The organism is Komagataeibacter ossonobensis, assembly GCF_057359305.1.
This window is the reverse complement of sequence record NZ_JBXAYQ010000024.1, coordinates 23,125-49,332: the sequence shown is the minus strand read 5'-3', so window position 1 is coordinate 49,332 and position 26,208 is coordinate 23,125. Positions and strand designations below refer to the sequence as shown.

Annotated in this window: 17 protein-coding genes; 6 read left to right on the top strand and 11 right to left on the bottom strand. The window is 61.3% G+C overall.

The annotated features are described in order from the left end of the window. Positions 1-326 precede the first annotated feature (326 nt). Positions 327-989: a TetR/AcrR family transcriptional regulator gene (locus AC1RQ9_RS12855; RefSeq protein ID WP_485987267.1), complete on the bottom strand. Its 663-nt coding sequence runs from the start codon at positions 987-989 to the stop codon at positions 327-329. Positions 990-1,629: 640 nt separating this feature from the next. Between AC1RQ9_RS12855 and bcsA the strand changes: the two genes are divergently transcribed. The 5 genes from bcsA (at position 1,630) to AC1RQ9_RS12830 (ending at position 13,977) form a co-directional block, all read left to right on the top strand. After that, complete coding sequence (gene bcsA / locus AC1RQ9_RS12850; RefSeq protein WP_485987265.1) at positions 1,630-6,183, top strand: UDP-forming cellulose synthase catalytic subunit; 4,554 nt, start codon at positions 1,630-1,632, stop codon at positions 6,181-6,183. Positions 6,184-6,322: 139 nt separating this feature from the next. Beyond that, positions 6,323-6,994: an SGNH/GDSL hydrolase family protein gene (locus AC1RQ9_RS12845; protein ID WP_193732608.1), complete on the top strand. Its 672-nt coding sequence runs from the start codon at positions 6,323-6,325 to the stop codon at positions 6,992-6,994. 83 nt (positions 6,995-7,077) lie between these two features. Continuing rightward, the gene (locus AC1RQ9_RS12840) at positions 7,078-8,238 is read left to right on the top strand and encodes an acyltransferase family protein (RefSeq protein WP_485987263.1); all 1,161 of its coding nucleotides are present in this window, start codon (positions 7,078-7,080) and stop codon (positions 8,236-8,238) included. Next, positions 8,228-12,232, top strand: a complete 4,005-nt coding sequence (locus AC1RQ9_RS12835) for a cellulose biosynthesis protein BcsC (RefSeq protein ID WP_485987262.1) — start codon at positions 8,228-8,230, stop codon at positions 12,230-12,232. Before AC1RQ9_RS12840 ends, AC1RQ9_RS12835 begins: the two co-directional genes overlap by 11 nt. A 62-nt stretch (positions 12,233-12,294) precedes the next feature. Beyond that, the gene (locus AC1RQ9_RS12830; RefSeq protein ID WP_485987260.1) at positions 12,295-13,977 is read left to right on the top strand and encodes an SGNH/GDSL hydrolase family protein; all 1,683 of its coding nucleotides are present in this window, start codon (positions 12,295-12,297) and stop codon (positions 13,975-13,977) included. Between the two features lie 306 nt (positions 13,978-14,283). On the opposite strand, the gene AC1RQ9_RS12825 is transcribed toward AC1RQ9_RS12830, so the two are convergent. The 10 genes from AC1RQ9_RS12825 to hmpA all read right to left on the bottom strand — a co-directional run bounded on the left by AC1RQ9_RS12825 (position 14,284) and on the right by hmpA (position 25,665). After that, positions 14,284-14,859: a hypothetical protein gene (locus AC1RQ9_RS12825; protein WP_485987259.1), complete on the bottom strand. Its 576-nt coding sequence runs from the start codon at positions 14,857-14,859 to the stop codon at positions 14,284-14,286. Positions 14,860-15,052: 193 nt separating this feature from the next. Beyond that, positions 15,053-15,865, bottom strand: coding sequence for a copper resistance protein B (locus AC1RQ9_RS12820; RefSeq protein WP_485987257.1), 813 nt, complete (start codon positions 15,863-15,865; stop codon positions 15,053-15,055). Beyond that, positions 15,862-17,712: a copper resistance system multicopper oxidase gene (locus tag AC1RQ9_RS12815; RefSeq protein ID WP_485987256.1), complete on the bottom strand. Its 1,851-nt coding sequence runs from the start codon at positions 17,710-17,712 to the stop codon at positions 15,862-15,864. The genes AC1RQ9_RS12820 and AC1RQ9_RS12815 overlap by 4 nt, the downstream gene beginning before the upstream one ends. Positions 17,713-17,772: 60 nt before the next feature. Beyond that, on the bottom strand, positions 17,773-18,156 hold the full coding sequence (locus AC1RQ9_RS12810; protein ID WP_485987254.1) for a hypothetical protein: 384 nt from the start codon (positions 18,154-18,156) through the stop codon (positions 17,773-17,775). Between the two features lie 285 nt (positions 18,157-18,441). Then, positions 18,442-18,780, bottom strand: coding sequence for a metal-sensitive transcriptional regulator (locus tag AC1RQ9_RS12805; RefSeq protein ID WP_485987252.1), 339 nt, complete (start codon positions 18,778-18,780; stop codon positions 18,442-18,444). 79 nt (positions 18,781-18,859) lie between these two features. Beyond that, positions 18,860-21,232, bottom strand: a complete 2,373-nt coding sequence (locus tag AC1RQ9_RS12800) for a heavy metal translocating P-type ATPase (RefSeq protein ID WP_485987250.1) — start codon at positions 21,230-21,232, stop codon at positions 18,860-18,862. Positions 21,233-21,302: 70 nt separating this feature from the next. Then, positions 21,303-22,925, bottom strand: coding sequence for an ABC-F family ATP-binding cassette domain-containing protein (locus AC1RQ9_RS12795; protein ID WP_485987249.1), 1,623 nt, complete (start codon positions 22,923-22,925; stop codon positions 21,303-21,305). Between the two features lie 214 nt (positions 22,926-23,139). Continuing rightward, the gene (locus AC1RQ9_RS12790; RefSeq protein ID WP_485987248.1) at positions 23,140-23,835 is read right to left on the bottom strand and encodes a glutathione S-transferase family protein; all 696 of its coding nucleotides are present in this window, start codon (positions 23,833-23,835) and stop codon (positions 23,140-23,142) included. Positions 23,836-24,085: 250 nt separating this feature from the next. Continuing rightward, complete coding sequence (locus tag AC1RQ9_RS12785; RefSeq protein WP_485987247.1) at positions 24,086-24,454, bottom strand: DUF488 domain-containing protein; 369 nt, start codon at positions 24,452-24,454, stop codon at positions 24,086-24,088. 2 nt (positions 24,455-24,456) lie between these two features. After that, on the bottom strand, positions 24,457-25,665 hold the full coding sequence (hmpA, locus tag AC1RQ9_RS12780; protein ID WP_485987246.1) for an NO-inducible flavohemoprotein: 1,209 nt from the start codon (positions 25,663-25,665) through the stop codon (positions 24,457-24,459). A 246-nt stretch (positions 25,666-25,911) separates the two neighbouring features. Between hmpA and AC1RQ9_RS12775 the strand changes: the two genes are divergently transcribed. After that, on the top strand, positions 25,912-26,208 hold the full coding sequence (locus tag AC1RQ9_RS12775; RefSeq protein WP_485987268.1) for a cupredoxin domain-containing protein: 297 nt from the start codon (positions 25,912-25,914) through the stop codon (positions 26,206-26,208).

The following is a 26,208-nucleotide window of genomic DNA, read 5'->3' as shown; positions in this document are numbered from 1 at the left end:
AAGACGACGCACCGACAGATCTTCCAGCCGTTCGGTTTCCAGTATCCTGACGGTGGCGATCCGCAAGTCTTCGGCAACGTTTCCTTTATGGTAGGCTCTCGAAATGGGAAGTCATCCTTATGGGCGTGGGCGGATTTGGCGAATCAATCCATATGAATGGGGCAGGCGGCTGATGGTTGACATGATCGGGACAGAACCAGCGGGCTTATGACCGCAGAAATATGGCAGCAAAAAGGTATATCTCGGATGTAAAATTTCATCTGATTGGATCCCCTGATTGATCCATTCCTTAATTTATTACAGCCATGGCCCATAATGCCAATTTTTTAGGTCAGCCTTGCTGGCCGGGTCAGGGCTTCATGCAATTCGTTGTGAATGAAGGCATCGACAATATCCTCGATCATTTTCCGGCGTTCCTGACCCGGTTCCTTGTCAAACAGCAGCTGGCCATCCGATAGCATCATCGCCAGTCCATGACCCATTGCACACAGGCCATATCCGATACGTGCGCGTTTCCGGGTGCCTTCAATGTCATGGAGGTGGAGCATTTCCTGGCCATATACAAGCTCCAGCAATGCCGCGAATGCCTGTATCGCGGCGTTATGGTAGGTCTTGTGGGAAATGGCGTTGGGCACGAAGCCGAACATGATCCGGAATGTCTGCGGGTGGCGCTGGGCAAAGCTGGCATATTCCACCAGCGCAGCCTTTAGCGCATCCGCGCGCGTTACGGTATTGCGCTGAAAATAGCGTAGCTGTCGTGTGCATTGTACGAATGAATCAGCGGCGATTTGCAACAGCAGGTCATGAATGCTGCTGAAGTGATTATAGAAATTGGCGGGCGTCACGCCCACTTCGCGCGTCAGGCGCCGTACAGATACGCTTTCCGCCGTTTCCCGATCCAGCAGGTTTCGGGCCGTGCGCAGCAGGTCCTCTGCAACATGTCCCTTGTGGTAACTGCCGTTGCGCAGGACAGGCGGCGTGGTTTTCATGACCGTCCTTTTTGCATGCGGTCCCATATGGGAAAACGGGCATGCTGCATCGGGACTGTCCGGTCGGCATTCATGCTGGCATCCGTAAACATTGTATGTTGATGGTAATGAACGGTGTTCACATAAATTCCTATCCATGGGACGTCAAGCAGCCCCAGGTGCGTCATGATGGGCGCCATGGGAACGGGTGCCTGACCTATAACACTGATAACGAAACAAAAATCTAGATAAGTATTCCACCTAAAGAAAAAATATAAATAGATTTTCCATGCTCGGGGTAATGATCCGGATATGGGCATGGTGAAAATGATGTTTTTTGATCTCTGGTTTTTCTCTTGACAGAAGGTTAATGCAAAATTAACACCGTTCGCATTGTTCGGATATAAGCCCATGCAGCGAACTGGCAGCATTGTAAATGCAGTGTCGCGGTGTTGCATGATAGGGGAGTCGGATCGCCAGGATTTTCTTCTGGATCAGAAATACAGAGTATTTGTTTTTTCATAAACGGCTGGTCATGTCCCGGTTAAAATGACGCCAGTGCCAGTCCATTGACGCCACCGCATGGCTGCGGGCGGCAAAATACCAGATATTCCTATTATAAGGCAGTGACGTAGCAGGCGATGCATACAGGGCGGGGTTCATGACTGGTAAAATTGCCAGACTGCTGGCACGTACCGGACTGGACCGTGTTCCGGTCTGGGTACCGGTCGTGCTGGGCGTGGTCATCATGGCTTTTGTCGGCTCGGTGGCGGTTGACCCTGCAATGCAGGGCTTCATTTCCATTGGTACCGTTACCGTCCTGCTGATACTCAACCGTCGGCCGGGGCGGGGTATCACCATTTTCCTCATGATGCTGTCCCTGCTGGTATCGCTGCGTTACATCGTATGGCGGCTGACCACGACGGTGCAGTTCGGCAACTGGCTGCAGACGGGGCTGGCCGTACTGCTGCTGCTGGCGGAAACCTATGCCCTGGTGACGCTGTGTCTGAGCTATTTCCAGATGGCATGGCCATTGCGCCGCAAGGAGTACCCGTTACCCGCCGATCCGGCACTATGGCCGAGCGTGGATGTGTTTGTTCCATCTTATAACGAGGAGCTTTCCCTTGTCCGCTCGACGGTGCTTGGCGCGCTTGACCTCGACTGGCCCGAGGACAAGCTCAATGTCTACATCCTTGATGACGGACGGCGTAAGGCGTTCCGTGATTTCGCGCTTGCGGCGGGGGCGGGCTATATCATCCGTTCCGAAAACAACCATGCCAAGGCCGGCAATCTCAATCACGCGCTGAAAGTAACGCACAGCCCCTACGCCGTGATTTTCGACTGCGACCACGTGCCGACGCGCGGGTTTCTCAAGCGGACCATCGGCTGGATGATGGCTGACCCCAATCTTGCCCTGCTGCAGACACCGCACCATTTCTATGCCCCGGACCCGTTCCAGCGGAACCTGGTCAGCGGGATGCACGTGCCGCCCGAAGGCAACATGTTCTATGGACTGGTGCAGGACGGCAACGATTTCTGGGACGCGACATTCTTCTGCGGTTCGTGTGCCATCATCCGGCGTGAAGCGGTCATGGGCATTGGCGGCTTCGCCACGGAAACCGTAACCGAGGACGCGCATACCGCGCTGAAGATGCAGCGCAAGGGGTGGGGGACGGCCTATCTGCGCGAACCGCTGGCGGCTGGCCTGTCCACCGAACGGCTGATCCTGCACATCGGCCAGCGCGTACGCTGGGCGCGCGGCATGATCCAGATCATGCGGGTGGACAATCCCCTGCTGGGCGGTGGCCTGCGGTGGGAACAGCGACTTTGCTACCTGTCGGCCATGTCGCATTTCCTGTTTGCCATACCCAGGGTGACGTTCCTGGTGTCGCCACTGGCCTTCCTGTTCCTGGGGCAGAACATCATTGCGGCGTCACCCCTGGCCATCAGTGTCTATGCGCTTCCGCACATCTTCCATTCGGTCATGACCTTGTCGCGGATCGAGTCACGGTGGCGCTATTCCTTCTGGAGCGAGATTTACGAAACCTCGCTCGCGCTGTTCCTCATCCGCATCACCATCGTCACCCTGCTGCAGCCGCACAAGGGGAAGTTTAACGTGACGGACAAGGGCGGGCTGCTTGCACGCAGCTATTTCGACTGGGACGCAGTCTATCCCAACGTCATCCTTGCCGTGGTGCTGTTCGTGGCTTTCGCGCGCGGGATATTTGGCATCTTCTGGCAGTTTCATGACCGGCTGGCGCTGCAGTCCTTCGTGCTGAACACGGTATGGGTGGTCATAAGCATGATCATCGTCCTGGCGTCGATCGCGGTGGGGCGGGAAACGCGGCAGACACGCAACGCGCCACGCGTCACGGTCAGGTTGCCCGTTGCGGTCACCGATGCACAGGGCCGCAGGTTTGATGCGCATACATATGACATCTCGCTCGGCGGTCTGGCCGTGAATGGGGCATGGGCCACGGCGGAAATGGAAGGGACCGAACTCACGGTTCATTACGACAATGCGCGCGATGGGATCCATGTCAACGTTCCCGCGCGGGCGGTCGGGGTGGGGCAGGGCATGCTGCGCCTGCAGTGGATCCGGCGCGACCTGCATGATGAGCAGCAGATCGTCAACATGGTCTTTGGTCGCAATGACGCCTGGGCCAACTGGGCGGATTTCGCCCCCGACCGCCCGCTGCACAGCCTTGCGATGGTGTTCCGCAGCATTGGCGGCCTGCTGAAGCGGCGCGGGCCCGAGGCGCCGCGTCCCATGTCGGACGGGGGGGAGGAGGACCTTCCCGCCGCGGAAGAAAAACTGGAGAAACAAAGCCTCGTGCTGAAACCTGTTCCCCGTAGCGTTCGTGATGGCGCTACCGCATCTGCCGCGCTATTTGTCGCTTTTACGGCCCTGGTGCCGGTTGCCATGGCCCAGGAGGCGGCACCCCCGGCCATGACGCCCGTCATGGACCAGACCGGTGTCACGGCGGAAGCCCCGTTCGGGGACAGCAATACCGGTAATGTCCCTGACGAGGCACCGGCGATTGATCCCCTCGCCGCCGAGCGCATCAGCGATACGGAGGTGACGCGCACCATCTCTTTCCGCAGTCTTGGCGCCACGACCGGCCCGCTGACGCTGCGCGGGTATTCCCCGCTGCAGGGCCTGGACGTGGTCGTGCCGGCCAACCGGGTGGTGACGCATGCGCAGTTGACGCTGTCGGGCGCGCTGTCGCCCTCGCTGCTGCCCGAGGCGAGTGCGGTGACGGTCACGATGAACGAACAGTATGTGGGCACCATCAAGGTGGATCCGCAGCATCCACAGTTCGGGCCACTGACCTTCGATATAGACCCGCTGTATTTCACGGGCGACAACAAGCTCAATTTCCGTTTTGCCGGTGAATACCGGCGTGACTGCAACGACCTGTTCAACGAGATCCTGTGGGCGCGTATTTCCGACATGTCACGCATTACGCTGACAACGGTGCGCATTGCGCCAGAACGCAAGCTTTCGCGCCTGCCCGCCCCCTTCTTCGATCCCAACCTGCGTTCAACGCTGCGCGTGCCTGTCGTGCTGCCTGCAATGGGGGACAGGGGGGCGCTCAAGGCGGCAGGGCTGATCGCGTCGTGGTTTGGCAAGGTGGCCGATTTCCGGCAGCTGTCCTTCCCTGTCTCCACCACCATCCCGGCCTCGGGCAATGCGGTGGAAGTGGGCGAAAACCTGGCTGTCGATGCCACGGGCGCACGACCCACCGGGCCGATGGTGGCGGAAATCGTCAATCCCAATGACCGCTGGGGCACGGTGCTGGTTGTGACGGGGCGTAACGCGCAGGAAGTGGAAGCCGCGGCGCGCGCGGTCGTGTTCTCGCCCGATACGCTGGGTGGTGTTGCCTCGAAAGTGGTCAGTGATGTCAATCTCGAGACACGCCATCCCTATGATGCGCCAGCCTTCGTGCCGACGGACCGCCCCGTACGCTTTGGCGAACTGGTGGGGGCGGCGGACCTGCAGGGCGGCGGTTTCACGCCCGCGGGCATGACGCTGCCGTTCCATCTGCCGCCTGATCTGTACACATGGCGCGGGCGGCCGTTCCTTATGAACATGTGGGTCCGCGCGCCTGGTGGCCCCGTGGTTGACCTTGAGACATCGCGCGTCGATGTCAGCGTCAACAATAACTACCTGCAGAGCTATACGCTCTCCCCGCCGGGCCTGTGGCAGAAATGGTCCGAACGTCTGGTCAACCAGCATGCAGGGGCGGTTGGTCATGTCACGGCGCTGCCGCCATGGCTTCTGTTCGGGCAGAACCAGTTGCAGTTCAACTTTGACGCCCGTCCCATCGACCGTGGTGCATGCCGCCGCACGCCGGGCGATATCCGCATGAGCGTGGATTCGGATTCCACGCTGGACTTCCGGCGCGGTCACCATTTTGCCCAGTTGCCCAACCTGTCCTACTTTGCCGAGGCGGCCTTCCCGTTCTCGCGCATGGCCGACCTGTCGGAAACCACCGTTGTCCTGCCCACCCATCCCGATATGGGCACGGCCGGCGCGTTCCTCGACCTCATGGGCTTCTTTGGCGCATCGACGTGGTATCCGGCGGCGGGCGTGGAGATCATGAAGGCGGATGAAGTGGAACAGGCCCCGCCAAAGGGGGACATTGTCGTGCTTGGCACCGCGGCGCAGCTGGGTGCGGCGACCGGGCTGCTGGCCCGCTCGCCGTACGTGATCCACGACCAGCATATCACGGTGGGCCAGCGCACGGGGCTGCAGGGGATCTGGTACCTGTTCCAGGACCGTGACCATACGGGACTGAAGGATGGGGTGACGGCCAATCTGAATGCCCCCATCGTGGAAGCGGGCGTGCTGCTGGCGGCGCAGTCGCCCTATGACAGCCAGCGCTCGGTCGTGGCCTTCATGGGTGATACGCCCGAACGCATTCATGACATGGTACTCAGTCTGCGCAACAAGACGGACCTGCCCGCGCTGCAGGGTGACCTTGTGCTCAAGAATGGCGATCAGTTCACCAGCTACCGCACGGCACCGCTTTATACTGTCGGCTCGCTGCCGCTGTGGATGCGCCTTGACTGGTATCTGGGCCGTCATCCCACCGTGCTTTACCTGACCGGTCTGGCTGGCGCGGGCCTTGCGGCCCTCGGGGTGTGGGCGTGGCTGCGTGGCTGGTCGCGCAAGCGGATCGAGCATGACGACCTGACGGGGGATTTGTGATAGGTCATATACAATCTTCCCCATCATCTGCGATGTCGACTGCTCTCACCGTGACGGCGGGAAGCCAGCCGCGCATACCGTAAGGGGCGGGTGTGCCCGGTATACAGGCAAAATAATTCTGGTATGGAGAAAGAAATAGATGAATGCTCTTCTTGCAGGCCTGACCCTGCTGATCATTGGCGACAGTCATGTTACCTTCAAGGACTCGCTTCTGTCGGTTCTGCCCGATGAATTCACCAAGCAGGGGGCGAAGGTCGTGACGTACGGCGTGTGCTCATCCACCGCCGCCGACTGGGTCGTGCCCAACCCCAACAATGGCTGTGGCGCCGCCGAACGCGTGGGGGACGCACCGATCGGCGCGCCCAACATGAAGCCTGCCTCCCCTCCGCCGATCAACTCGCTGATCGAGAAATGGCACCCCAACGTGGTCATGGTGATCCTGGGCGATACGATGGCAGCGTACGGCCAGAACGCGGTGTCCAAGGACTGGGTGGACGAACAGGTCAAGACGCTGACCTACGCCATTGGCAAGACGGCGTGCATCTGGGTCGGCCCGACATGGGGCCAGTTCAGCCCGCGTTACGGCAAGACCGACCAGCGTGCGACGGAAATGGCGACATTCCTCAAGGGGGAGGTTGCACCGTGCACGTATGTTGACGGCACGGCACTGCTCAAGCAGGGCAGCGTGAACACGATCGACGGCATTCATGCCACTCCCGAAAGCTACAAGGTCTGGGGCGATGCGATCGTGCAGGCGACGCTACCCGAACTTGAGAAGCTGAAGGACGCGCCGCCGGCGGCCGCGCAGTAAGCCCATCCTGACATGGTGGGCGGCCCGGGATGCCGGGCGCCCGCCGCTTTGCCCGAGACTGGCGCAAGCCGTGGAAAATATTGATGCTGCAACTTACCCCCCTACAGCCCGCGCCCAGTCGCTGGCGCACCATTCTGGAAAACGATTTCTTTCCCAAGAACCGTCGGCGCGACATTGACGGCCTGCGTGGGCTGGCCATTGCCCTTGTGGTGCTGTTCCATGCCGGGTGGTTGCAGGGCGGGTTTATCGGCGTCGATATTTTCGTAGTGATCTCGGGCTATTTCATGGGACGTTCGGCGCTCATGCAGCACCCGTTCCAGCCTGTGCGCTTTGTATGCCGCCGGCTGTACCGCCTGCTGCCAGCCCTGCTGTGCATGATCGCGGCGGTCTCGGCAGGAATGCTGTGGTGGGTATTGCAGAGCGACCGCGCCGATATCGCGCTCAACGGCGCGTATGCGCTGGTGTACCTGTCCAATATCTGGGCGTCGGGGCATGTCGGGTATTTCCAGGGACAGGCCATCGCTTACCCGTTCCTGCATACATGGTCGCTGTCGCTGGAAATGCAGTTCTACGCCATCATCTTCGTCATGGCGCTGCTGATGCCGCTGACGCACCACCGCAGGCTGGTGCTGTCGGCCATTTTCACCGCTTCGGCGGCATATTGCGCGCTGGCGTGGTACAAGGGCGATAGCCAGGCCTATTACAACATCTTCGACCGGCTGTGGCAGTTCTCGCTTGGCACGATGATCTGGATGTTTCCCCGCCCGCAGCTGTCGCGTGGGGTTACCAATCTTGTCTATGCTGCAGCCCTTGCGGTCATTGTGGGATCGGGACTGTTCTATCCACTGCGTTTTGCCTGCCCGTCTTACATGACGGTGTTCCCGTGTGTCGCGGTTGCGATCATCATCATGCTGCCTGACACGAAGGTGGGGCAGTGGTGTCTTGTGCCGCTTTCACCGCTGGGGGTGATTTCGTATTCCGTCTATCTGTGGCACTGGCCGGGTATTGTCGTGGCGAACTATCTGCTGTTCTTCCAGGTACATGGGGCCATGATGGCGGGCGTGCTGGCGCTGGTCATGGTGGTCAGCCTGCTGAGCTACGTCTTTGTCGAGCGGACCGGTCTTGATTATGAGGACCGCGCCAGCATCGCCGCGCGCAACCGTGGCGCGGGCCTGCTGGTGGGTGGCTGCCTGCTGCTTGCGGCAATTCTCGCCTATATTTCCCATGTGTCTCGTGTCCATTAATCATGACCTGACACGACCACGTGGACGTAATCTGCGTGATGGCGTGGCGTGGCGTCGTGCGCCCGCTGCGTGGGTAATGGTGCGCGGTGACATGCTGGGCCATCTATGCTTACGTGAAAGCGGCCTGCGCATGGCCTGCGCCGTGATGGCGGGCCTTATCCTGTCGGGTGGCCATGCCGCAGCGCAGGGTATGGCGGTGGCGGGCGGTAGCGCCGCACCGGTAGCCGCCCCGGCGGCAGATCCGGCGGACAACACGACCGCGATTGCGCCCACACAGCAGCCTGTCACCGCTTCCAGCCCGCAGGCTACATCCGCTGTAGTGGCGAACAGCGCGCATCTTGCGCATGCGGCGGCGGTGCTCGAACTGCTGCTCAACCAGGGGTACTACTGGCTGGGCCAGCACAATCTGTCCAAGGCGCATGAGACGATCCAGCGCTCGCTGTCCATTGAACCGGACAATAATGAAGCCCTGTTCCTGCAGGGACGGCTGCAGATGGCCGAGGGCAGCACCGCCCAGGCCACGCGCACGCTGGAACGCCTGCAGCGCAAGGGCGATGCGCCCGGCCTGGTGGCCGACCTGAAGGCGCAGATCCAGGCCGGACCGGTGGACCCGAAGGCCCTGGCCGAAGCGCGCGCACTGGCGGCATCGGGCAAGATGATGCCCGCGATGTTCAAGTACAAGGCGCTGTTCAAGAATGGCGACCCGCCACCCGACCTTGCGCTGGAATATTACCGCGTGATGGGGGCGACCATCCTTGGGTATCAGGAAGCCCGCACCAAGCTTACGGCATGGGTGGCGCGTAATCCGCGCGATATTGATGCACGGCTGTGCCTTGATCGTATCCTGACCTACCGTGTCACTTCGCGGGAGGAAGGTCTGAACGGGCTGCGCATGCTTGCGAAATCCAACGTATCGGCCCAGATCCGCAATGACGCGGTCGCGGCATGGCGTGATGCGTTGCTGTGGGAACCGGTGACCGGGCAGAGCATTCCGCTTTATAATGAATGGCTGGCCCTGCATCCCGATGATACGGAGTTCACCGTGCGCCTGAAAAAGGCGCAGGAAACGCAGGACGCCGTTGACGCCGCGAACTTCCACCAGCAGGGTTACGCGCTGCTGGCGCGCCACAACCTTGATGCGGCGGCAGCGGCATTCCATCACGCCGTGGTCCTCAACCCGCATGATCCCGATGCGTTGGGCGGGCTGGGACTGGTGGCGCAGGCCCGCCAGCAACAGGTGCTGGCGCGGCAGTATTTCATGCAGGCCATCCAGGCCGACCCCGAAACCGCCCCGCACTGGCGCGCGGCGCTGAAGGCGCTGGAATCTGGCGGCACGGGCATGGACCCGCTGGTGGCGCGCATCGTGCATGCCATCAATACCGGGGATTATGACGCGGCGCGCACCGACCTTGCGACCCTGGGCCGCCGGCCGGGCAATACGCTGACGGTGCTGTCGCTGCAGGCGCTGCTTGAGCGCAGGCAGGGGAACATGGCCGAGGCCGAACGGCTGTACCGCGAGGTCGTAAGCCGCGCGCCACGCAATGCCGAGGCGCTGTTCAACCTTGGCATGCTGGAAGTGCAGACGGGTGACGGCACGGAAGTGGATGCGATCATTGCCCGCCTTGACCCGCTGAATCCGGTGCTGGCGCTGCGGCTGGCGGTTGCCGCGCTGTCCGCACAGGCTGACCGGGCAACTGACAGTGACAGCCGCATCGCCCTGCTGCGTCGCGCGCACGCACTCGAACCCGGTGACCCGTGGGTACGGCTCAAGCTGGCGCATGCGCTTGACGACACGGGTGACCATGCGGCGGCGCAGGCCCTGATGGATGACATGACCACGCCGCGCAACGCGTCGGCCGAAGCGCTGCAGGCAGGCATCATCTACGCCATGGGCCGCCATGACATGGCGGCCGCCAGCGCGCTGCTGGAACGCCTGCCCAAAACTGGCCGCACGCCGGGCATGGACAGCGTGGCCGAACTGCTGGCGCTTGACCGGCGCATAGCCGAACTCAACCATCCGCCTGCCGCGGACAATGCCGCCCTTGTGGCGTTGGCTGACCGGCCTGACCCGACGGGTGAGCGCGGCATGCGCATTGCCGCCGCCCTGCTGGCGCGGCATGCGCCGCAGGATGCGGCCCAGGCGCTGGCGCGTGAGGAAAGCCTGACGCAGCCGCCGCATGCCGCCCAGATGCTGGCCTATGCGGGGATGTACCTGCGCATGCGTTCGTCCTTTGACACGACGCGTTGCCTTGATGCCTTTGACAACATGGCAAAGGCGCATCCCGCCGATATCACGTTCGAGCAGATGCGTGCGCGCGACCAGATCGCCATTGGCCTTGCGGTCATGACCGCTGATAATTTCGACCGTTATGGTCAGACAGCGCAGGCGGCACAGGTGCTCGCCCCCGTGCTGCGCGGCCACCCGGATTCCGCCGAGGCCCATCTGGCCATGGGGCGTGTGTACCAGACCCGGAACATGGCTGCGCGCGCGCTGGAGGAGGACGAGATCGCATTGCGGCTGAAGCCCAACAATATTTATGCGCTGGCCGCCGCCGCGCGTGACGCCGGTGGTGCCCACCAGCTGGCGCAGGCAAAGGGCTATGCCACACAACTGGCCCATGAAGACCCCAATGGTCCGATGAGTTGGGAAGTCCGTTCCGACATTGAACGGATCGAGGGCAATTCGCGCGCGCAGCTGGTGGATGTGGAACATGCCCGGCATGCCCAGTGCAGCCTTGATGGGGAAGGCGAATGCGGCGGGCATGAAAGCTTCTTGCCCGATTACCGCTGGCCGTATATCGACAGCGAATACCTTGACCTGCATGGCGCGACCCTGCCGGCGAGCTACCATTACATCCCCGAGGATGACAGCCCCGAGGCGATGGACCGGCAGATCGTCTACCTGCGTGATTCCATTTCGCCGCAGTTCGACGCCAATACCTTCGTGCGCAGCCGTACGGGGGTTGCGGGGCTGGGACAGCTGACGGAATTCGCCATTCCCATCACCGCCACCCTGCCGTTTGAATCATGGGAACACCGGCTGTCCTTTTCCGTGACGCCAACACTGCTGTTCACGGGGGATCCGCTGGATAACGCCTATTCCGCCCACCAGTTCGGGACGGTCGCGGTCAATGGCGCGCAGCCGTGGGGCTATCATCATTACTACACGCAGGGCGTGGGGCTGAGCCTGAATTACGTCAACCACTGGTTTTCGGCCGATGTGGGGTCTTCCCCGCTTGGCTTCCCCATCACCAATGTGGTGGGCGGGCTGGAATTCGCCCCGCGCCTGACCCGTAACCTTGGCCTGCGCATAAGTGGCGGGCGGCGCATGGTGACGGATAGTGAACTGTCCTATGCGGGGGAACGCGACCCGGGCACGGGCAAGCTGTGGGGCGGGGTGACGCGCCTGTTCGGCCATGGCGCGCTGGAATGGTCCGCGCCGGGGTGGAATGCGTATGCAGGCGGCGGTTTCGCCTATCTCAGCGGGACCAACGTCATTGGCAATACCGAGACCGAGGCCGGCGCGGGCGGCAGCGCCACCGTATGGCAGTGGCATGACCGGCAGTGGCTGCGTGTCGGCCTTGACCTTATGTATTTCGGGTATAAGCGCAATGCCTACTTCTTTACCTGGGGACAGGGTGGATACTTCTCGCCACAGCAGTATTACGGTGCCATGGTGCCGGTCGAATGGTCGGGACATGACAGGCGCTGGACGTGGTTCCTGCGTGGGGAAGCGGGATACCAGTATTATCACAGCAATAGTGCGCCCTATTTCCCGACCAGCAATGCGTTGCAGGCAAAGGGCGATGAAAATCCGCCAAGCTATTATGGTGACGGGGGGGCAAGCGGCCTTGCGGGCAACGTGCGCGGGCGGCTTGTCTATCAGGTGGACCACCGGCTGCGCGTGGGGCTGGAAGGTGGTTACAGTCGCGCGGGCAGCTGGTCGGAGACCAGCGGCATGTGGATGGCGCACTACACCCTTGATGGCCAGTAACGCCATTATCCTTCAATGCCGGGCACCTGTACGGTCCCATCACCTTTCGGGAACAGTATGAGATGAAAACGCGCAGACAGGTTGCAGCCCTCCTTGCGGCCATCGCCGCGCCATCGCTTCTGGCACAGGCGCAGGCGGCAGGATGTGGGCTGGCGGGTGGAGATACGGTGTGTATCCCCGCAGCCGACCATGCGGGCACCGGGCTGGATCGCGCGCCCCGACGTGATGATGACAGCCGCCGGGGCTATGCTGCAGGGGACCTGTGGCAGGCATCAGGTCGGGTATGGCACGCGGTGTCGGTGGCGCCGGGTGATGCCCGGTGGGAAAATGTTGCGGTCCGCCTGCCGGGCGATGCATTCGGTTCCCACACCGTCTTTGCCGGTGGGCCGATGCGGCTGGTCAGTGGCTATACCGGGCCTGCCCTTGATATCGAGACGATGTCGGCAGGCCGGATGGTGACCATCACGCTGGCCATTGGTGGCGATGGCCGACTGGATACCGCAGCCCTGCAACGCGCGCTATCCGCCCGCGATCCCGGTACGTTCGCCAATGTGGTGCGGGTGTATGACCAGTCCGGGCATGGCAACCACATTACGGCAACGCCAGACCGCCATGCCGTCCATATCGGCGCGGTCAGGGTCGGGGGGATCGATACCCTGTCATGGGGTGAGGAAAACGGTTCTGGCGGCTTCGTGCTGCCAGACGGGCTGAAGGTTGCGGGCGATGGCTTCTTCTTCGGGACCACGGGGACCTATGCCTCGTCCAATTCGGGTAATGCGGCCGTGCCCGTGCCGGTCCTGCTGGGGCAGGCGGGCAGCGGGAAAGAATTCAAGGCCTTCATGGGCAGCTATACCCTTGACGGGTTTGTCCATGTTGCCGACACGCGCAGCCCCGACCTGCGCACGGACATGGTCATTACCAGTTCGCCCGCGGCGTCTGGCGTGGCCGCAGGTCCTGGTGGCTACACGCTGCAGGCGGGCAATGCGCACGTCACCCTGCCGGGCATGCTGCCCGGCGGTACGCTGTCGGGCGGGTATATCGGCTACAATGCCGATGGCGGATCATGGTTCGTGCAGGGGCGCAATACAGGGCAATGGACCGGTATTGTCATAGCCGACCACGCCCCGGCGGCGGGGGAGACACAGGCCTTTGCCGCGTCTGCTGCAGCAGTAGGGAATTACATGCCGCAGTTGCGTGACGTTTTTGTCGCTATCGGTGACAGCCGCACCGAAGGTTTTCGCGTGCATGATGGCCGTAACTGGCCGTATCTCATGCAGCGCTTCGCGCGTTACCAGAGTTATGATTTCGCGGTATCAGGGGCGACGACGCGGCAGATGCTCGACATGCTGCCCGCTGCCGAGACCGTGGCCCGGGGCGCCGCGCGCAAGGTGGCCGTTGTCTTTGGCGGCTATAATGATCACCTGCCTGCCTACCATATTCCCGCTGCCGACACGGTGCAGAACCTGACGCAGATTGTCAGTCGCCTGAAGGCGGCGGGTTATACCGTCGCCATCATTGACGAGGCCCAGACCGGAGGTTCCCCCCGTGCCGCCGTGCATGATGCCATAACGAAGGGTGCCATCGGCGCTGACATCACCATCGACCCTTTTGCTGCCGGGCAGCCCCTTGCCAACGTGCTTGACCATGAAACATGGGATCCCGATACGACGCATCCCAATCAGGCCGGGCATGAAATAATGGCGAAGTATGTATGGGATCGCATCGGCCATCTTTTCAGTAAATAAATGCGGCCATGATACGGTTATGGACGACGGACAGGATGCGTCCATATCCGCTGCGCCCGAAAACCATGCGCTGGATAATCGTATCCCTGCATGGTTTTTGGAAGCCGTTCTGAAAACAATTCGGTGATAAAAAGTAATAAAAGTTCTTGAATGCTGCCTTTCTTCAACAAGGCAGCGTTTCCTGAAGTGTTTGGAAAAAAGCTTCACCCAAAACTTTTATTTTTATCGATTGGTTGTCCGGGCAAATAAATCCCCCGATCCACCCATGCCGGTAGGGCACGGGCGGGGGATGGGATACAGGTACCCTCAGAAAGGATGCGGCATGGCCCGCTGTGCGGGGACAGGGGCTGTATCCACGGCCGGGGTCAGGTCCTGTGTCCGTGTGGCTGGGGCCTGTCGGTTGGTGGCCGGGGCCATTTTTGCAGCACAGGCGGCATCGCCACGGGTCGCGACCTGAACGACGGGGGCGGCATGGCCATTGCTGGTGCTGGTCACGGTCTGACTGCATGGGGTGCCGTTGCTGCCCCATGATATGGTCGTGACGCTCTGGTACACGCTGGCCTGTTCGTGATCGTCACGGGTATCAAGGGCCGGGGTGGGCAGGGCGGCTGCCGGGTTGGGCATGGTCTGGTCAATCAGGCGCATCATCCGCTGCTGCCGTGCTTCCATTTCGGCAAATTCGCGGTCCATCATCTGGTCGATCGCATCAAACATGGGTGGGGCTTCCACCTGTCGGGGTACGATCACGCCCACCTTGTGCCCGCTGGCATCAATGACCGTAAGCGTCTGGGCCTGTGCCAGGCGTGTGGCCAGGCCGCCACCAATCAGCATGGCCGTCAGCGCGCAGAACGCGCCTGTTCTGGCAGATTTACAGATAGGCATTTTCCCAATCCTCCATCAGGAAAAAATCATGGGTACGGTTTTGCACGACCACGAAGGGTCCATGGCTGCATTCCGATATACGACGGAAGGCATGGGTTTCCGCCATTACGGTATGCATCCGTGAGTCAAGATATAAGGTCCGGTATACGCCGCGACAATTGCCTTTGTCACGTTAGGTGGATCCCGTCATGAATCAGAACCAGCTTCGAATGCCAAAGGTAAAGCGTAATGCCCCTGTCTCCCCGCGCTGGTCATGCACGATCCGGCGGGCCTGCGTCAGATATCCGGCATAGGATACCGCGACATATGGCGCGAATTTACGCCATACCTCATACCGCAGGCGCAGTCCCGCATCGACATCCGACAGGCCCGCGCCAACCTGTCGTGCTGGATCGGATTTGGTATAAAGGTTGAATTCCGCCTGCGGCTGCAGGATCAGCCGGTTGGTCAGCAGGAAGTCATAAGACCCTTCGATACGGGTGGCGAACCGCCCGCGGTCGCTAACATAGGCAGTGGCCTGGAATTCGAATTCATACAGCGCCAGTCCCTGTACCCCCAGCGCACCCCATGTGCGTGTCGGCCCGTCGTCAATATCCGCGCGCACGCCGGCCTGTACATTGAAATAAGGTGAGATCGCGCGGCTGTACAACAGTTCATGGTCCCCGTCATGCAGGCGGCCATGCTCCAGCGTACCCTCGGTCTTGAGCCAGACCCGGTTATAATCCGTGCCGTACCATGCCTCACCATCCCAGCGGAAATCCGAACCACCGGGGGCGTAACGCCCCTCGAATTCATCCAGAATGCCATGGAAATAGCTGGCATGATCCATGACCGGCTTCATGTTGCCCAGATACACGACCGGTGTTGACGATGGGGTATCAGCCGCATGGTAGGTCGGTTTTGTCGCCTGCGTTGCCGCGGGTGTGGTGGTGGAAGGAACCTGCGCCAGCGCAGGCACGGTCATGGCGGCCACGATAGGGGCCGCCAGCAGAAGCGCGCCCCTCATGCCACGATCACCGTGCGGAACATGCCCAGTTCCATATGCAGCATCAGATGACAGTGATAGGCCCACATGCCCGGCGCATCGACCGTGACAAGATAGCTCAACCGGGATCCCGGTTGAGAGATGATGGTGTGTTTGTACGGGCGGTAGTCACCCTGACCGTTTTCCAGTTCGCTCCACATGCCATGCAGGTGAACGGGATGTTCCATCATCGTGTCGTTTATGAGCGTAAAGCGCACCCGTTCGCCCAGCTTCAGGCGGATCGGGCCGGATTCAGAGAACTTTCGGCCATTGAACCCCCATATGTAGCGTTCCATGTTGCCGGTCAGGTGCAGGATGATCTCACGCGATGGCGGGCGGGGGTCGGTGCCGGGACGGGTGGCGCGTAGCTGCCGGTAATTCAGCACGCGGCGGCCATTATGTTCCAGCCCGTCACCGGGGCTGCCCAGACGGTCCACCGGCATTTTCGCGACATTCTGGTTTTCGACATTGACGGGTGGCGGACCCGGATCATCCACTTCCATGACCGGCGCGGCGGGCATGGCATGGTCCATGTGGTCCATGTGGTCCATGTGGTCCATGTGGTCCATGTGGTCCATGTCCATATGTCCCATGTCCCCATGGTCCATGTCGGGCATGTCCATGCCGTTCATTGGGGCATTTTTTTTCGTCATGCCGGACATGTTCATGCCCTTCATGTCTTCGCCCGTTTTCATGTCGCCCATTCCCATGTCGATCATGGTGCGCACCGGACGCGGGTCCATGGGGGGAATGGGACCGGCCATGCCGGGCTGCGGGGCTAGCGTGCCACGGGCATAACCGGTGCGGTCCTCGCTCTGGGCAAAGATCGTATAGGCCCGGCTGTCGCGCGGGCGGACGATCACGTCATAGGTTTCGGCCACGCCGATCCGGAATTCATCTACCGGCACGGGTTCGACATCATTGCCATCCGCCTGCACCATCAGCATTTCTAGACCGGGTATGCGGATGTCGAAAAACGTCATGGAGGCAGCGTTGACAAAGCGCAGCCGCACCCGCTCCCCTGGGCGGAACAGGCCGCTCCAGTTCATGTCGGGTGCGTGGCCATTCAACAGGTAGGTGTAGATAATGCCCGTGACATCGGAAATATCCGTTGCGGCCATGCGCATGCGCGACCATTGCAGCCGGTCCTTCAGCGCCGCACCGACCCCACCCGCCGCACGGGCCTCACGCGGCAGGGACGCCAGCGTGCGCTGGCGGAAGACATAGTAATCATCCTGCATCTTGAGGTTGCTGATCATGTCCATGGGTGACACGTCGGTCCATTCGGACAGCACGATGACATAATCCCGCGCGCATGCATTCGGATCGGGACGGTGCGGGTCGATGACGATGGCGCCGTACAGCCCCTGTGCTTCCTGCATGCCTGAATGGCTGTGGTACCAGTAGGTTCCGCTCTGCCGGACGGGAAAGTGGTAGGTAAAGGTCTCACCGGGCGGGATGCCGGTAAAGCTCAGTCCCGGCACGCCATCCATGCTGGCAGGCAGGCGGATGCCATGCCAGTGGATGGAGGTATCCTCATCCCGCAGCGTATTGGTGACGTTCAGGGTTACATTGTCTCCCTCCCGCCAGCGCAGGATGGGGCCGGGTACATCCCCCCCGATACAGGGGGCGTGCAGGACCTTGCGGTCGATTTCGATACGCCTGCGGCCGACGCGCAGGTTCCATGTCGCACTGGATGCGGCAGGGACCATACCCGGTGTGACGGGGGTGGCGGAAGCGGGCAGGGCGGCAAGCAGCCCACCCGCCCCCATACCCGTGACGAAACGGCGACGTGTCAGGCCGTCCCGCGTGCGAGAGGCATTGAACATGGGAAAAATTCCGGAAACAGGGCAGTCACATCCCACCATCCCGATGGGATGGCGGGTACATCATACGCCTGATGGCGCGTGCATGTTCCGGGATTTGGGGGGCCGCATGGGGCGCAGCCAGTCACCGCCCGCCAGGCGGGCCTGCGGCGGTGGCGAATAGGACTGTGTGCCGGCCCCCGGCTGCGGGGGCAGCAGGGCGGACAGGGGGGCGGGCATGTCGGTTGAACTGACATGGACGTGGCAACACTGACCTTCCTTATGGTGCATGTGCGCCATCCGGGTCAGTTGTGCCGGTGTCATGCAATGGGGGGCGATGGCGTTGGTGCAGGGCACCATCGCGTCTTGCGCCTGTGCGGTAGCGGGAAAGGATGCGACCAGCAGCCCGGTCTGCATCAGCAGCCAGGCCAGCAGGCCAATCCAGATCCGGCCATGTGTCCTGATCATTCAGGGCTCCCAAGCACAGGCAAGTCGTATAACAGAACGTGTCTGCATAATACCCATGGGGGGCATAAAGGAAAGTGTTTTTCCACGTATTGGCGCAGGTGTTACGGGACAGATGCCTGTTTTGCGCATGCAGGCGCAGGGCGTATCCCACAAAGCCGCCCATGCGACATGGTGCGAAATACAAAGAAGTTTTTGGTGAAGCTTTTTGAAAAAAGCTTCAAAGAACGCCGCCTTGTTGAAAAAGGCGGTGCCCAAAAACTTTGATTTTCATTTGTCGGTTTTTTATCAGCGGATCAGCTTGCGCACGATGCCCAGCATTTCCTCGATCGCCTCGTCCCCGCCATCATCCATGACCGACTGGCGCACGCAGCCCTTGGCATGGGTGGACAGGATCTGGATGGCGACACCATCCAGTGCCGATTTCACCGCTGAAATCTGGGTCAGGATATCGACACAGTACCGGTCATCCTCGATCATGTTCAGCACGCCACCCACCTGTCCCTCAATCCGGCGGACACGGTTGACCAGGGCCTTCTTGTGCGGCTGTTCCACTTTTTTGTCAGTGGATGGGGCGCAATGCGCGTAGCCTGCCGGTTGTGTCATCCGTTCGTCATGCTTTGCCATGCGTGCCTTCGCTGTTTTGTCCTGTCGCGTTTATATGGCTATCACAAGCCATTCCATGTGCCTACGCTGTGGGAGTGCGTCATATCCGCCCGCCCGGCTTCCAGCGATTGAGCAGCAGGGAATTGCTGACGACCGATACCGAACTCATGGCCATGGCGGCCCCCGCCACGATCGGGTTGAGCAGCCCGAACGCCGCCAGCGGCAGGCCAAGAATATTGTAGATGAAGGCGAAAAACAGGTTCTGACGGATCTTGGACAGCGTGGCGCGCGACAGGGAAATGGCGTCCAGCACGCTGGTCAGCTCACTTTTCATCAACACGATATCGGCCGTGTCCAGCGCAATGGCCGCCCCCGCGCCAATGGCGAAACCGACATCGGCGGCAGCCAGCGCCGGGGCATCATTAATCCCGTCCCCCACCATGCCGACCACGCCGCCCTGATCGTGGCAGGCCGTGACCGCCTGTGCCTTGTCACCCGGCAGGACACCGGCCATGAAATCATCCACGCCCGCCTGTTTCGCGACCATGGCCGCACTGCGCGGGTTGTCGCCCGTCAGCATCATGACCCGGATGCCAGCGGCCTTCAGCGCACTTACGGTGCGTATGGCGTCGGGGCGCAGACGATCCATCAGGGCAATATGGCCAATCGACTGTCCATTGGCCGCGACGGCGATGACGGTTTTGCCTTCCTGTTCCAGCCGGGCGGTCATGGTGTCATCAGATGCAACGCCATGATCCGCCACGAAACGGGGGGAACCAAGGCATGCCGGTGCACCGTCAACCATGGCCGTTACCCCCATGCCGGGCACCGCGCGGAAATCGCCTGCCGGCAGTGGTGACAGGCCCGCCGCCGTGGCGTGATCGACAATGGCGCGGGCCAGCGGATGTTCGGAATCCTGTTCCAGTGCGCAGGCAACCGCAAGCAGCCTGCTGGCATCCATCCCCGGCGCGGGCACCACGTCACTGACGGTGGGCCGGCCTTCGGTCAGGGTGCCGGTCTTGTCCATGATGATGGTGGTCAGCTTCTGCGCGCGTTCCAGCGCATCCGCATTGCGGAACAGGATGCCACAGCGCGCACCCAGTCCCGTCCCCACCATGATGGCCGTAGGCGTTGCAAGCCCCAGCGAGCACGGGCAGGCGATGACCAGCACCGACACGGCGGAAACCAGGCTCCATGTCGCATTGCCCGTCACCAGCCAGCCGATCACGAACGTAACCAGTGCAATGGCAATGACCGAGGGCACGAAGATATTCGATATCCGGTCCACCAGTCGCTGCACGTGCGCCTTTGACCCCTGCGCCTGTTCCACCATTTTCACGATATGCGCCAGCGCGGTGTCATGCCCCACGCCGGTGGCTGTCGCCCGCAGCACGCCATTGGTATTGATGGTGCCACCAAAGACCCGCGCGCCCGCCTGCTTCAGCACCGGCAGGCTTTCACCCGTCAGCATGGCTTCGTTGACTTCGGATGTGCCTTCACGCACCTGCCCGTCAACCGGAATGCTTTCACCGGGGCGCACCACGAATATGTCGTCCACGCGCACATTCGCCACGGGGCGGTCCACCATCGCACCATTGACCAGAACATGCGCAAGCCGCGGCTGCAGCTTCAGCAGGCTTTCCAGCCCGGCACTGGTCCGGTCACGTGCGCGCGCTTCCATAAGCCTGCCGAGGGAGATCAGGGTGATGATCGCGACACTGGCCTCGAAATACAAAGGCTGGTGCAGGTGGGCGATTACGGCAGTGGCGCTGAAAAAATATGCAATGCTGGTCCCCATCACCACCAGCACGTCCATATTCGCGCCCCCCCCCCGCACGGCATTCCATGCGCGCTGGTACAGATGGCGTGCGCCATAGAACTGCACTACCCCCGCCAGTACAAGCTGCAGCCAGCCGGGCATCATGTACATGGCGCCAAATGGCATCAGCACCATCTGCACAAAAAATGGTAGCGACAGGATCAGCAGCAGCACGAAATGGGCGCGTTCCGCACGCCATGCGGCAATGCGGCGGGCATGCGTGTCATCCGGCGCGCTGTCATTGACCAATGCTGCGCCAAAACCGGCTTTTTCAATGCGGGCGATGAAGGTGTCGGCATCCGCAAGACCGGGCACGAATACGATATGCGCCCGTTCGGTGGCCAGGTTCACGTTGGCCTGTGTCAGGGGCAGGCGGTTGAGGATCTTTTCAATCCGCGCGGCACACGCCGCGCAGGACATGCCGGTGATCGATAGGTCGATGCTGCTTTCATCCACCGTAAAACCGGCCTTGCGTATGGCCGCGACAACCGCACTGATCGTGGCGGCAGGCGTGTCCAGCACCACCTGCACGCGCCCGGTGGCAAAATTGACGCTGGCGTGTACGCCGTTCTGACGGTTCAGGATTTTTTCAATACGCGCGGCGCATGCGGCGCATGACATGCCGCCCACGGGGAAACTCAGGGTCTGGGACACGGCGGCACTCCTTCGCGTATTAACCCTGATTTATACCCCCCTGTGGTATTTTCAAGTGACGTGCCCGCGATCAGGCATGCAGTCCCGGCGCTTCCTGTCCGGTGCGGGCGACATATTCGCTGTAACCGCCATCATACTGGTGGATACCGTCCGGTGTCAGTTCCAGTACCCGGTTGGACAGCGCGGACAGGAAATGCCGGTCATGCGATACGAACAGCATCGTACCCTCGTACTGGGCCAGCGCGTTGATGAGCATTTCCTTGGTTGCGATATCCAGATGGTTGGTCGGTTCATCCAGCACCAGGAAATTGGGTGGGTCAAACAGCATCAGCGCCATGACCAGCCGGGCCTTTTCCCCGCCCGACAGCACGCGGCAGCTTTTCTCCACCTCATCGCCCGAAAAGCCGAAGCTGCCCGCAAGGGCGCGCAGTGATCCCTGACTGGCCAGTGGAAAGGCATCATCCAGTGTCTCGAACACCGTGCGGCTTTCATCCAGCAGGTCCATGGCGTGCTGGGCGAAATAGCCCATTTTCACGCTGCCCCCCAGTGTGACCGTGCCCGCATCGGGCTGTGTCGTGCCCGTCACCAGCTTGAGCAGTGTGGACTTGCCCGCGCCGTTGACGCCAAGGATGCAGCACCGCTCCTTGCGCCGCACCAGCAGGTCAAGGTCGTGGTAGATGACGCGTTCGCCATACTGCTTGTCCACGCCACGCAGCTTGACCACGTCCTCGCCCGACCGGGGTGCGGGCGGAAAATCGAAACTTAGCGCCTGCCGCCGCTTGGGTGGTTCAACGCGGTCAATCTTTTCCAGTTTCTTTACACGGCTCTGTACCTGTGCCGCGTGGGAGGCGCGGGCCTTGAAGCGTTCGATGAAACTGATTTCCTTGGCCAGCGCCGCCTGCTGGCGGTCGAACTGGGCCTGCTGCTGCTTTTCGTTCTGGGCGCGCTGCTGTTCATAAAATTCGTAATCACCGGAAAAGCTGGTCAGGCTGCCGCCATCAATCTCGATCACCTTGTTGATGACGCGGTTCATGAAAGCCCGGTCATGCGATGTCATGAGCAGCGCGCCATCATAGCCCGCCAGAAACTGTTCCAGCCAGATCAGGCTTTCAAGGTCGAGATGGTTGCTCGGCTCATCCAGCAGCATGACATCGGGGCGCATGAGCAGGATGCGCGCAAGGGCCACGCGCATTTTCCACCCGCCCGAAAGCCGCCCCACGTCACCATCCATCATCTCCTGACTGAAACCAAGGCCGTGCAGCACTTCGCGCGCCTTGCTGTCCAGCGCGTAACCGCCCAGTTCTTCAAAACGGGCCTGCACCTCGCCAAAGCGTTCAAGGATGCTGTCAAGCTGGTCCATCTGTTCGGGATCGGCCATGGCGGCTTCCAGCGCCGACAGTTCGGCCGCGATTTCGGACACCGCGCCCGCGCCATCCATGACTTCGGCCACCGCGCTGCGTCCGGCCATTTCGCCCACGTCCTGACTGAAAAAGCCGATGGTGGCCCCGCGATCGATCAGGATATTGCCCTCATCAGGTTCGTCCTGTCCCGTAATCATGCGGAACAGGGTAGTCTTGCCCGCCCCGTTGGGCCCGACCAGACCGATCTTCTCCCCCTTCTGCAGGGCAGCCGAGGCTTCGATGAAGACCAGACGCTGGCCATTATGCTTGGTGATGTTGTCTAGGCGAATCATGGAACCTCAGGCGGATGGAATGCCCGCGCACTTAATACGAACGCGCACGGAGCGTAAACCATGGCCCAACCGGCGCTGAAAGACCGTTTTGCAACAAATCATTGATAAAATAATAAAAGTTTCCGGGCACGCCGCTTTTGATCTCAGCTGCTGCAATGATCTGTCTGTTTCAGACAGTCCCTCCACCAATTCGTATCATGCCGCCTTGGGCATGTCAGGACGCGGGACTGCTCCCGGCATCGGCATAGGCATATTTCCCGCCCCGCAGCAGGGCGCGCTGGTAGGCGGGACGGTCATGGATGCGGCGCAGGAATGACCCCACATGGGGCCGGTTATCGGTGGCCCCGGCGCGTGCGGCGGCGGTCTCAAGCGGGAAGCTCATCTGGATGTCGGCTGCGGTAAGGTCATTGCCCACAAACCATTCATTTTCAGACAGGCTGCGTTCCCAGTAATCCATGTGCAGCTTGACCTGCGGATTGATGAACCGTGACTGCGCCCCGCAGGCGATCAGGAAAGCGAAGGGACGCAGCGGCATGGGCGCGCGCCTGGGCAGCAGCGCGAATATCAGCTTGAGCAGCAGCGGCGGCATGGCGGAGCCTTCCGCATAATGCAGCCAGTATATGAAGCGGGTGTATTCCGGCGTGTCCCGCGCGGGCGCCAGTCGGCCATTACCGTATTTATCAATGATGTATTCGATGATCGCCCCGCTTTCCGCCAGCGTTACGTTGCCATCCGTATCCGTTATGACCGGGGCCTTGCCCAGCGGGTGGATGGTGCGCAGGGATTTGGGGGCCATCATGGTCTTGGGGTCGCGTTTGTAAAACCGGATTTCGTAGGGGATTTCCAGTTCCTCCAGCAGCCACAGGATCCGTTGTGAACGTGAATTGTCCAGATGATGCACGGTAATCATGATACGCGGTCCTTCCATTTGGCAGGCGGCCCCGCCCGACAGGACCGTCGTGATGGACGACCAGTGGAACAGGAATGATGTGCCGGTCAGGGCATGCCAATGTTCTGCTAAGGAGCGTCCACGGCTTTGGTTCCCCTGCCATCACGTGACGGCAGGGCATATGCACACGAAAAAAAAGGCATATTCCCGCGACCGGTCGGGTCGGGAGACAGGCCTTCTGTCATGTGGAAACGGGACATGGCGGGATCGTTCAGGCTGCGTGGTCAAGCAGGCGATGCAGGCAGGCGGCCAGCACAACCGCCTCGTTATGCTGCGTGTCACGCGCGCCATACAGCAGGGTCAGGGGGCCAGCGCGCGCCATGTCCAGCAACTGCTGCACCGGTTGGGGATTGGCCCGCAGTTCCGCGATATAGCGTTCCTGGAACCCGTCCCACCGGGACGGGTCATGGCCGAACCATTGTCGCAGGGCAGTACTGGGGGCAATGTCCTTCAGCCACAGCGTCAGGTCGGCGCGCTGTCTGCTGACCCCGCGGGGCCACAGCCGGTCCACCAGCACGCGGTGGCCGTCATCGGGTCGGGGCGGGTCGTAAACCCGCCTGACATGGATGGTGTGCGCCATGCTTATCCCACCAGTGCCGCATCCGCCGCCGAACCGAAGAATTCAAAACGGATCTGACTTTCGGGCACGCCACCTGCCTTCAGCGTGGCGATGGTATCACGCATGAAGCCGTCGGGACCGCAGATATAATAGGTTGCGGCCCGGTCGATTTCCCGCCCAAGCCATGGTTGTGTCATGCGACCTGCACGGGTGGTGACGCCCGTGGTGTCCTGCGCCGCCAGCGGTGTTGCGCGACTGTAGAATAGGTCGGCGCGCAGCATGCCCTTTGCGGCAAGGTCGCGGATATAGGGGCCAAAGGCTTCCGTTGCGGGCGTACGGGTGGTGTGGATGTAACGCACGCCCGTGGCCGCAGCCGCATCCAGCGCGCCCAGCATGGAAATGAATGGCGTCAGGCCAGAGCCCGCGCTGAGGAATACGATGGGTGCGGGGGCCGGGTTGCCCAGCGTGAAATCACCCGCCGGTGCGGAAACCTGCAGCACCGTGCCCTCTTGCACGCTGTCATGCAGCCAGTCGGATACCACGCCATTGTCGATACGGCGGACGCTGATGCGGTAGGCATGTGAACCGGGGGCGGAGGAAATGCTGTAATTACGTCGTTCCGAGCCATATCCCGGCACGTCGAGGCGGAAGCTGAGATACTGCCCCGGCACATGGCGCATGACGGGCTTGCTATCGACGGGCGCCAGTTCGAAGGAGGTAACGGTCTCACTTTCCACCGTGCGGCGACTGACACGGAAGGGACGCCAGCCAACCCAGCCACCGGGGGCCGCGGCATGGGCCACGTAAATCTGTTCTTCCCGCCCGATCAGGATTTCAGCCAGGAACCAGTAGGCCTTGCCCCACGCATCCATGATATCGGGTGTTGCCGCATCCCCCAGCACGTGGGCGATGGCGCCCAGCAGGGCATCGGCAACATAGGGGTAGTGTTCAGGCAGGATGTTCAGCCCGACATGCTTTTCCGCAATGCGTTCGACCGCACCGGCCATGGCGCCAAGGTTGTCGATGTTGCGGGCATAGGCCAGAACCGCAAGCGCCAGCGCCCTTGGCTGTTCCCCATCCTTCTGGTGCGAAATGTTGAACAGGTCACGAATGTCCGGATTGGCCAGCAGGCGGCGGTACATTTCCGTCGTGATCGCCAGGCCGTGTGCTTCCAGCGCGGGCACGCAGGCCTTGATGATGCTGCGGGTCCTGTCATCCAGAGGTGATGCCATGTTCGGGATCCTTTAAAGATGTTTAATATCCACATCTTTAAAGCCCACCAAAAAGATGTCAACGATACGCATCTTTAAGGGCGCACATATTTCTTATGCATGATCTGTATTTCCGGAACCTGCATGGTGGCGTTCGGGTAGCGGTGTAATTGACAGTGATAATAAATCGCATAACATGCGCGCGTTATGGGAGTGTGCCGTATGCGTTATCTAAGCGTTCTGTCATGTGCCGGGCTTGCGGTACTCATGCTTGCACCGGCGGCAAGGGCGATGGATCCCGTACACCTGGAGGTAAAGGACCACCATTTCACCCCTGACCACATCACGGTCCCGGCGGGGCAGCGTTTCCTGATCATGCTGGACAACCATGATGACACGACGGATGAATTCGAAAGCTACGACCTGAAATTCGAGAAGATCGTGGTCTCCGGCGGCACGATCACCGTCCATGCGGGGCCATTACACCCCGGCACCTACAAATTCTTTGATGACTACCACCCCGATCAGGCGACGGGCACCGTCACCGTGACACAGGAGCCCTGA